Below are 9936 nucleotides of genomic sequence, written 5' to 3' on the forward strand. Positions count from 1 at the left end.
CCGTCAGGGTTACGCGTATTTCTTCTGGACTTCCTGGGCGACCGCGGTCGGCACAGGCTCGTAGTGATCGAACTGCATCGTGTAGGCCGCGCGGCCCTGGCTCATCGAGCGCAGGTTGTCGACATACTTGAACATGTTGGCGAGTGGCACCATCGCGTTGATAACCACCGCGACGCCACGTGCTTCCTGGCCCTGGATCTGGCCGCGACGGCCATTCAGGTCACCGATGACGCTGCCGACGTAATCTTCCGGCGTGACGACCTCGACCTTCATGATCGGCTCGAGCAGCTGCACGCCGAGCTTGGGCGCGGCTTCACGGAAGCAGGCACGGCCGGCGATTTCGAAGGCGAGCACCGAGGAGTCGACGTCGTGGTATGCGCCGTCGATGAGCGTCGCCTTGACACCGATCATCGGGAAGCCCGCGAACGGACCCGACGACATGACGCTGTTGATGCCCTTTTCGACACCCGGGATGTATTCCTTCGGAACAGCACCGCCGACGATCTTGGTATCGAATTCGAACTCGGGGCTTTCCGGGTTCGGCTCGAACAGGATCTTGACGCGGGCGAACTGACCGGTACCGCCGGTCTGCTTCTTGTGCGTGTAGTCCTGCTCGTGCTTGCGAGTGATCGTTTCACGGTAAGCCACCTGCGGCGCACCGACGTTGGCTTCAACCTTGAACTCGCGGCGCATGCGGTCGACGATGATGTCGAGGTGAAGCTCGCCCATGCCGGAAATGATGGTCTGGCCGGATTCCTCGTCGGTCTTGACGCGGAAGGAGGGGTCCTCGGCGGCCAGGCGATGAAGGGCGAGGCCCATCTTTTCCTGGTCGTTCTTGGTCTTCGGCTCGATGGCGATCTGGATGACCGGATCGGGGAATTCCATGCGCTCGAGGATGACCGGGTGCAGCGGATCGCTCAGCGTATCGCCGGTGGTGGTGTCCTTGAGGCCGGCCAGGGCGACGATGTCGCCGGCAAAAGCCTCTTCGACGTCGGCGCGCGAGTTCGCATGCATCTGAAGCATGCGGCCAATGCGCTCCTTCTTGCCCTTCACGGTGTTGTCAACCGAGATGCCCTTGGTGAGCTTGCCCGAGTAGATGCGGGCAAAGGTCAACGAACCGACGAACGGGTCGTTCATGATCTTGAAGGCGAGCATCGAAAGCGGCTCGTTGTCGTCGGCGTGACGTTCGATCTCGGCATCGGTCTTGGCATCGACGCCCTTGATGGCCGGAACATCGGCCGGCGACGGCAGGTATTCGACGACGGCGTCGAGCAGCGGCTGCACGCCCTTGTTCTTGAAGGCCGAGCCGCAGAACATCGGATAGAACTTCACCGCGATGGTGCCCTTGCGGATCAGCGCGCGGATCTCGTCATTCGACGGCATCTTGCCTTCGAGGTAATTCTCAAGCGCCGTCTCGTCCATTTCGACGGCGGCTTCGATCATCTTCTCGCGATATTCTTCCGCACGAGCCTGAAGGTCGGCCGGGATCTCGACGACGTCCCAGGCAGCGCCCAGCGTCTCGTCGCGCCAGACCAGTGCATTCATCTCGACCAGGTCGACGACGCCCTTGAATTCGGTCTCGGCGCCGATCGGCAGCTGCATGACGACGGCATGCGCACCGAGGCGCGAACCGATCATTTCGACCGAGCGGTAGAAGTCGGCGCCGATCTTGTCCATCTTGTTGCAGAAGATCATGCGCGGAACGCGGTACTTGTCCGCCTGGCGCCAGACGGTTTCCGTCTGCGGCTCGACACCGGCATTGGCATCGAGCAGCGCAATGGCGCCGTCAAGCACGCGCAGCGAACGCTCGACTTCGATGGTGAAGTCGACGTGTCCGGGGGTGTCGATGATGTTGAAGCGGTGCATCTTGCCGTCACGAGCCTTCCAGAAGGTCGTGGTCGCGGCGGACGTGATGGTGATGCCGCGCTCCTGCTCCTGCTCCATCCAATCCATGGTGGCAGCGCCGTCGTGCACTTCGCCGATCTTGTGCGACTTGCCCGTGTAATAGAGGACGCGCTCGGTGGTCGTCGTCTTGCCGGCGTCAATATGCGCCATGATACCGAAATTGCGGTAGTCTTCGATTTTGTATTCGCGGGCCATCGTAGCTGCCTCTCAGTCTCGTTCGCGCTTTACCAGCGGTAGTGCGCGAAAGCGCGGTTGGCTTCTGCCATCTTGTGGGTGTCTTCACGCTTCTTCACGGCGGTGCCGCGGTTGTTGGCCGCGTCCATCAGCTCGCCGGAGAGGCGGTCGACCATGGTGGTCTCGTTGCGGTTGCGGGCCGCGGCGATCAGCCAACGGATCGCCAGCGCCTGGCGGCGCTCGGGGCGCACGTCGACCGGAACCTGGTAGGTGGCGCCGCCGACGCGACGCGAACGCACTTCCACATGCGGCGCGACATTGTCGAGCGCCTGATGGAAGACGGTGACCGGCTCCTGCTTGGTCTTCGACTGGACCTGGTCCAGCGCGCCGTAGACGATGGTCTCGGCAACCGACTTCTTGCCGTCATACATGACGGCATTCATGAACTTGGTGACGATCAGATCGCCGAACTTGGGATCCGGGTTGATCTCACGCTTTTCTGCACTGTGACGACGCGACATGGCTTTTGTCTCTCAATCTCGTAGCCCGGCGCATTCAAGCAGCACCAAGGCCGAAAAATCTTACTTCGGACGCCTTACTTCGGACGCTTGGCGCCGTACTTCGAACGGCGCTGCTTGCGGTTCTTCACACCCTGCGTGTCGAGCACGCCGCGGATGATGTGGTAGCGCACGCCCGGAAGATCCTTGACGCGGCCGCCGCGGATCATGACCACGGAGTGCTCCTGAAGGTTGTGACCTTCGCCGGGGATGTAACCGATCACTTCAAAACCATTGGTCAGGCGGATCTTGGCCACCTTGCGCAGCGCCGAGTTCGGCTTCTTCGGCGTCGTTGTATAGACGCGCGTGCAGACGCCCCGCTTCTGCGGGTTCTGCTGCATGGCCGGGACCTTGTTGCGCTTCACCGGCGCAATGCGCGGCTTGCGGATCAGCTGGTTGACGGTAGGCATTAAACCCTCTTGTCTCTCAATTCCGTGTCTCGTGCCGGTCAAGGCTCGCTCAAAGCGTCATTTCCATACGCAAATTCGGGCCACAAACCGCGCCTCGCGGTCTTGCCCGAACAAATCGCAGAGGAAGCGGAAACCGCTTCGTGCACGCCGGAAATGTCTTTTCGCTCGTAAAACGAACCCTGTTTGAGGCAAACTCCAAAGCGTGTCGCTTCGGAAGGGAGAGCCTCACATCGGTTCTGACTGGGCGGCTTCTACTCGTAAGCCCGCGAACCGTCAAGCCCGCAGTGGCAAATATTGCATCGAAGCCGGGACTTGGCAGCCATGCGAAAACCGCATGTAATTTTCTTTCGCGATTTTGCAATGCCGAGGAAGAAAGTGACCGGCTTTTGGCTTTTGCGCGCCCTTTCTCTATGCGAAAAGGCGGCCTGAGCACTCAACATCCCCTCGCCCGCCCTTGCCAGGAGGAATCAGCCGTGAACGACAATGAAGAACGCCCGGTCACCATCATCACCGGCCGGGTGTGGAAGCGCAAAGGCGGCAAGGTCGAAGGCGTGCATGTCATGCTGGTCGCTCCTGACGACGATTCGGCGGTGCGACGCGCACTCGAATCGCTGGCGGCGGAAGGTTACGCCGAGGCCGAGCTGGACCAGATCGGCGATATGGACGGGGTGCCCGACGACGAGCCGCATCTGTCGGCCTACCAGGGCGCTCTCGAAGGCGAAGTGTCGATCGTCACCTTCGACGCGCCGATCTGATCATGGCGTGTCATGGGCGCGGTGTCCTTCCTTGCCCTCCTTGCCGTGACGCGATTCGTTCGGATAGCCGGCACGGCCGACGCTTGCCCGTCATGGCCGATCTGCTAAGAGACGCGCAGTCGTCCAAACCCGGCGGAGCCCCATGTCCTCATCCATCTCGCCCATCAGAATCGGCATTGTCGGCGTCGGCAAGATCGTCCGCGACCAACACCTTCCCGCCCTGGCCAAGGATCGGGATTACCAGCTGATCGCGGCGGCCAGCCGGCACGGCAAGGTCGATGGCATTGTGAATTTCCCCGACATCGAGACGATGCTTGGCGCGGTCCCCGAACTCGATGCAGTGTCGCTGTGCATGCCGCCGCAGTTCCGCTATGACGCCGCGCGCAAGGCGCTCGATGCTGGGAAGCACGTTTTCCTGGAAAAGCCGCCCGGTGCCACGGTCAGCGAGGTCGAGGACCTGAAGGCGCTGGCGGCGAAACAAGGCGTCTCACTGTTCGCAAGCTGGCATTCGCGCTACGCGCCGGCGGTCGAAGCGGCGCGGACATTCCTCGCTTCGACCAAAATCAAATCAGCAGCTATCGTCTGGAAGGAAGATGTGCGCCGCTGGCACCCAAACCAGGACTGGATCTGGCAGCCTGGCGGCTTCGGCGTCTTCGATCCCGGCATCAACGCGCTGTCGATCGCAACCTACATCCTGCCGGCCATGTACATCACTTCGGCCGTGCTCGACTTTCCGGCGAACCGTGACGCGCCGATCGCGGCCCAGGTCGCGTTCCGGGCCGCGAACGGATCCGATGTGACGATGGATCTCGACTGGTTGCAGACCGGACCGCAGAGCTGGGACATCCTGGCCGATACGGATGCCGGACAGATGGTGCTCTCAGGTGGCGGCTCGAAGCTTGCCGTCGATGGCAATACCGTACACGAGGAGCCGGAAGCGGAATATCCGATGCTCTACCGGCGCTTTGCCGAAATCGTGCACGCCGGGACGTCGGATGTCGACCTGGCGCCGCTCCAGCACGTCGCCGACGCTTTCATGCTGGGCAAGCGCAGCGTGGTCGAGGCGTTTTTCGACTGAGGTCGCCGGGCCGCCCTGGCATCAGTCGACAATCGCAATCGCAAACCCGTCATAGCCCTTGGCGCCCACCGTCTGGATGGCGGTGCCGTCCAGCCGTTTGTCGCCACCGATGAATGAAAATGCCGCGCGGGCGCCCTCGACATTGGCATCGCGTCCGTCTTCATCCAGAACGGCGCCACCGCGGATGACGTTATCGCAGACGATGACCGTTCCTGACCGCGACAGCCGCAAGGCCCAGGCCAGATAGTTCGGGTTGTTCGGCTTGTCCGCGTCGATGAAGATGAGATCGAACGGGCCGGCATTCTCGCCGCCCAGTTCTGTGAGCGACTGGAGCGCCGAACCGACACGCAGTTCCACACGGTCCGCAACCCCTGCCCGCTCGAAATTCGAGCGCGCGACCTTGGCATGGTGCGGATCGAGTTCGAGTGTCACGACCTTGCCGTCAGCAGGCAATCCCCGCGCCATCCAGATGGTCGAATAGCCACCCAGCGTGCCGATCTCGAGCACCTTCTTCGCGCTGCTGATGCGCACCAGCAGCGAGAGCAGCTTTCCTTGCGCCGCCGAGACGTCGATCGCCGGCAGGCCCTGGCGGCGGTTGGCCGCCAGAACCGCGTCGAGAACGGGATCCGCCTCGAAGAGAGAAGAAACGATGTAGTCATCGACAGCCGTCCAGGTCTTCGTGTTCATCTGCTTTCCTCCGATCGCAAAAATGAAAAAGCCGCCGGGTTGCCCCGACGGCTTCTGTTGCCTGAGATTTTCGCCGCCGCGCCTACTGCGCGGCGGTTGTCATGTCCGCCAGCATCGGCTCGGCGACTTCCACACCGGAGGCCTTGCGGCGCTCGTCGATGATCAGTTCGTCGCGCGAGGTGGCGATGCGCCGAATCTGGCTCATCGTGCCGCCGGTGCCGGCCGGGATCAGCCGGCCGACGATGACGTTTTCCTTCAAGCCCTGCAGCATGTCGGTCTTGCCGGCAACCGCGGCTTCCGTCAGCACCCTGGTCGTCTCCTGGAAGGAGGCGGCCGAGATGAAGGACGGCGTCTGCAGCGATGCCTTGGTGATGCCCAAGAGCACCGGCTGGCCTTCGGCCGGCTTCTTGCCGTCCTCGACCAGGCGCTCGTTGACCTCTTCCAGTTCGATCACATCGACGTGGTCGCCCGGGATATAGGTCGAGTCGCCCTGCACCGTGATCTCGACCTTCTGCAGCATCTGGCGAACGATCACCTCGATGTGCTTGTCGTTGATCGAGACGCCCTGCAGGCGGTAGACTTCCTGGATCTCGTTGACGAGGTAGGAAGCAAGTGCCTCCACGCCCTTGATCGCCAGGATGTCGTGTGGCGCCGGATTGCCGTCGAGGATGTAGTCGCCCTTCTCGATGACGTCGCCGTCCTGGAGATGGAACGGCTTGCCCTTCGGGATCAGGTACTCGACCGGCTCGAGCGTCGAGTCATGCGGCTCGATGATAATACGGCGCTTGTTCTTGTAGTCGCGGCCGAAGCGGATCGTGCCATCGATCTCGGCGATGATGGCGTGATCCTTCGGACGACGTGCCTCGAACAGTTCGGCAACACGCGGCAGACCGCCGGTGATGTCCTTGGTCTTGGCGCTTTCCATCGGGATACGCGCCAGCACGTCGCCGGGGCGAACCTGAGCACCCGGCTCGACCGAGAGAATGGCCTCGACCGAGAGCAGGAAGCGGGCGTCGCCACCCTTCGACAGCTTGCCGACCTTGCCCTTGGTGTCCAGGATGGCAATCGCGGGCTTGAGGTCGTTGCCGCGCGGCGTCGAACGCCAGTCGATGACCTCACGCTTGGTGATGCCGGTCGACTCGTCGGCCGTTTCCTGAACGGAAATGCCGTCGACCAGATCCTCATACGACACCTTGCCCTCGATTTCAGTGAGGACAGGACGGGTATAGGGATCCCACTCGGCGATACGCTGACCGCGCTTCACCTTGTCGCCATCGTCCACGAAGATGCGGGAACCATAGGTGACACGGTGCGTGGCGCGCTCCTTGCCGGCTTCGTCGAGGATCAGCACCGCCATGTTGCGGCCCATGACCATCTGCTGGCCGTCCGAGTTGCGCACCACGTTGCGGTTGCGGATCTCGACCTTGCCCTCATAGGAGGCTTCAAGGAACGAGCTGTCCACCACCTGCGCCGTACCGCCCATGTGGAAGGTACGCATGGTGAGCTGCGTGCCCGGCTCGCCGATCGACTGCGCCGCGATGACGCCGACGGCTTCGCCCTGGTTGACCGGGGTGCCGCGGGCCAGATCGCGTCCGTAGCAGACCGCGCAGACGCCGATCCTGACTTCGCAGGTCAGGGCCGAGCGGATGCGGACCGACTGCACGCCGGCCTTTTCGATCTGCTCGACGTCACGCTCGTCCATCAGCGTTCCGGCCTTGACCAGGACCTCGCCCGACACCGGATGGGTGATGTCGTCGAGCGATGTACGGCCCAGCACGCGCTGGCCGACCGAAGCAACGACCTGACCGGCATCGACGATCGGCTGCATGGTGAGGCCCTTGTCGGTGCCGCAATCCACGGAGTTGACGATGCAGTCCTGCGCCACGTCGACCAGACGACGGGTGAGGTAACCCGAGTTCGCCGTCTTCAAGGCGGTATCGGCCAGACCCTTGCGGGCGCCGTGGGTCGAGTTGAAGTACTCGAGCACGGTCAGGCCTTCCTTGAAGTTCGAGATGATCGGCGTCTCGATGATTTCACCCGACGGCTTGGCCATCAGGCCGCGCATGCCAGCGAGCTGGCGCATCTGGGTGGGCGAGCCGCGCGCACCGGAGTGCGACATCATGTAGATCGAGTTCATCGGCTTCTGACGGCCATTGTCCTCGAACTCGACCGCCTTGATGCGGGCCATCATTTCGTCGGCGACCTTTTCCGAGCACTTGGCCCAGGCGTCGACGACCTTGTTGTACTTCTCGCCCTGCGTGATCAGGCCGTCATTGTACTGCTGCTCGTACTCCTTGGCCAAAGCCTCGGTGTCCGACACCAGCTTGATCTTGGTGTCTGGGATCAGCATATCGTCCTTGCCGAACGAAATGCCGGCACGGCAGGCATGGGCAAAGCCGAGCGCCATGATGCGGTCGCAGAAAATGACCGTCTCCTTCTGACCGCAATGGCGGTAGACGGTGTCGATCATCTTGGAGATGTTCTTCTTGGTCATCTCCTGGTTGGCGGTCTCATAGGGCACGTTGACGTTCTTCGGCAGAAGCTCGCCGATGATCATGCGGCCAGGCGTGGTGTCATGGATCTTCGACACGACCTTGCCTTCGGCGTCGACCGTGCGGAAGCGGCCCTTGATCTTGGCATGCAGGGTCACGGCCTTGGTCTCGAGCGCGTGCTGGAGTTCGCCCATGTCGGCAAACACCATGCCTTCGCCCGGCTCGTTCTGGTTGACGATCGAGAGGTAGTAGAGACCCAGGACCATGTCCTGCGACGGCACGATGATCGGCGCGCCGGAAGCCGGGTGCAGGATGTTGTTGGTCGACATCATCAGCACGCGGGCTTCCAACTGCGCTTCCAGCGACAGCGGCACGTGAACGGCCATCTGGTCGCCGTCGAAGTCGGCGTTGAAGGCCGTGCAGACCAGCGGGTGAAGCTGGATCGCCTTGCCTTCGATCAGGATCGGCTCGAACGCCTGGATGCCCAGGCGGTGCAGCGTCGGCGCGCGGTTGAGCAGCACCGGATGCTCGCGGATGACCTCATCGAGGATATCCCAGACTTCCGGACGCTCCTTCTCGACCAGCTTCTTGGCCTGCTTGACGGTCGAGGAGTAACCCTTGGCGTCGAGACGGGCGTAGATGAAGGGCTTGAACAGTTCGAGCGCCATCTTCTTCGGCAGGCCGCACTGGTGCAGCTTGAGCTCCGGACCGGTGACGATAACCGAGCGTCCGGAATAGTCGACGCGCTTGCCGAGCAGGTTCTGACGGAACCGGCCCTGCTTGCCCTTGAGCATGTCGGACAGCGACTTCAGCGGACGCTTGTTGGCGCCGGTGATGACGCGGCCGCGACGGCCGTTGTCGAACAGCGCATCGACGGCTTCCTGCAGCATGCGCTTTTCATTGCGCACGATGATGCCCGGCGCCCGCAGCTCGATCAGCCGCTTCAGGCGGTTGTTGCGGTTGATGACGCGGCGGTAGAGATCGTTCAGATCGGACGTCGCGAAACGACCGCCGTCCAGCGGGACGAGCGGGCGCAGGTCCGGCGGGATCACCGGAACCACCTTCATGATCATCCATTCCGGACGGTTGCCGGATTCCATGAAGTTCTCGACGACCTTGAGCCGCTTCAGATACTTTTTCTGCTTCAGCTCGGACGTGGTCGATGCCAGTTCCGAACGCAGGTCGCCGGCGATCTTCTCCAGGTCCATGCCGGCCAGAAGGTCATGAATGGCCTCGGCGCCGATCATGGCGGTGAAACTATCCTCGCCATATTCGTCGACGGCGATCATGTACTCTTCCTCGCTGAGCAGCTGGTGCTCCTTCAGCGCGGTGAGGCCAGGCTCGGTGACGATGTAGTTCTCGAAGTAGAGGACGCGCTCGATGTCCTTCAGCGTCATGTCGAGCAGCGTGCCTATGCGCGAGGGCAGCGACTTCAGGAACCAGATGTGAGCGACGGGAGCCGCCAGCTCGATATGGCCCATGCGCTCGCGGCGGACGCGCGACAGCGTGACTTCGACGCCGCACTTCTCGCAGATCACGCCCTTGTACTTCATGCGCTTGTACTTGCCGCACAGGCATTCATAGTCCTTGATCGGGCCAAAAATGCGCGCGCAGAACAGACCGTCACGCTCCGGCTTGAAGGTGCGGTAGTTGATGGTCTCCGGCTTCTTGATCTCGCCGAACGACCAGGACAGAATCTTCTCAGGGCTGGCAAGCGAAATCCGGATGGAATCGAACACCTGCGCAGGCGCCTGCGGATTGAAGAGATTCATGACCTCTTGGTTCATGCCGTTCTCCTTTTCGGGGTCCTCGAAAACCCCTTGCATCTAACGCGGGCCGAATGCCCGCTGAGTGGTCGGCCCACCGGCCGAAGAATTG

At 62.3% G+C, this 9936-nt stretch carries 7 protein-coding genes; 2 read left to right on the forward strand and 5 right to left on the reverse strand.

Going from position 1 to position 9936, the window contains the following annotated elements; genetic code table 11:
* Positions 1-9: 9 nt before the first annotated feature.
* The 3 genes from fusA to rpsL all read right to left on the reverse strand — a co-directional run bounded on the left by fusA (position 10) and on the right by rpsL (position 3046).
* Positions 10-2100 (reverse strand): elongation factor G, encoded by a 2091-nt coding sequence (gene fusA / locus FJW04_RS24705; protein ID WP_015317987.1) that lies wholly within the window; start codon positions 2098-2100, stop codon positions 10-12.
* 29 nt (positions 2101-2129) lie between these two features.
* Entirely contained in the window at positions 2130-2600 is a 471-nt protein-coding gene (rpsG, locus tag FJW04_RS24710; RefSeq protein WP_008875664.1) for a 30S ribosomal protein S7, read from the reverse strand.
* Positions 2601-2674: 74 nt separating this feature from the next.
* Positions 2675-3046 (reverse strand): 30S ribosomal protein S12, encoded by a 372-nt coding sequence (gene rpsL / locus FJW04_RS24715; protein WP_006333356.1) that lies wholly within the window; start codon positions 3044-3046, stop codon positions 2675-2677.
* 473 nt (positions 3047-3519) lie between these two features.
* On the opposite strand from rpsL, the gene FJW04_RS24720 reads away from it, so the two are divergent.
* Positions 3520-3801 (forward strand): hypothetical protein, encoded by a 282-nt coding sequence (locus FJW04_RS24720; protein ID WP_015317988.1) that lies wholly within the window; start codon positions 3520-3522, stop codon positions 3799-3801.
* A 154-nt stretch (positions 3802-3955) separates the two neighbouring features.
* Complete coding sequence (locus FJW04_RS24725; RefSeq protein ID WP_181173050.1) at positions 3956-4879, forward strand: Gfo/Idh/MocA family oxidoreductase; 924 nt, start codon at positions 3956-3958, stop codon at positions 4877-4879.
* Between the two features lie 21 nt (positions 4880-4900).
* On the opposite strand, the gene FJW04_RS24730 is transcribed toward FJW04_RS24725, so the two are convergent.
* Entirely contained in the window at positions 4901-5566 is a 666-nt protein-coding gene (locus tag FJW04_RS24730) for an O-methyltransferase (RefSeq protein WP_140717283.1), read from the reverse strand.
* Positions 5567-5648: 82 nt separating this feature from the next.
* Positions 5649-9845, reverse strand: coding sequence for a DNA-directed RNA polymerase subunit beta' (gene rpoC, locus FJW04_RS24735; protein WP_015317991.1), 4197 nt, complete (start codon positions 9843-9845; stop codon positions 5649-5651).
* Positions 9846-9936 lie beyond the last annotated feature (91 nt).

This window comes from Mesorhizobium sp. B2-7-3, from assembly GCF_006440715.1.
Lineage (GTDB): Bacteria > Pseudomonadota > Alphaproteobacteria > Rhizobiales > Rhizobiaceae > Mesorhizobium > Mesorhizobium australicum.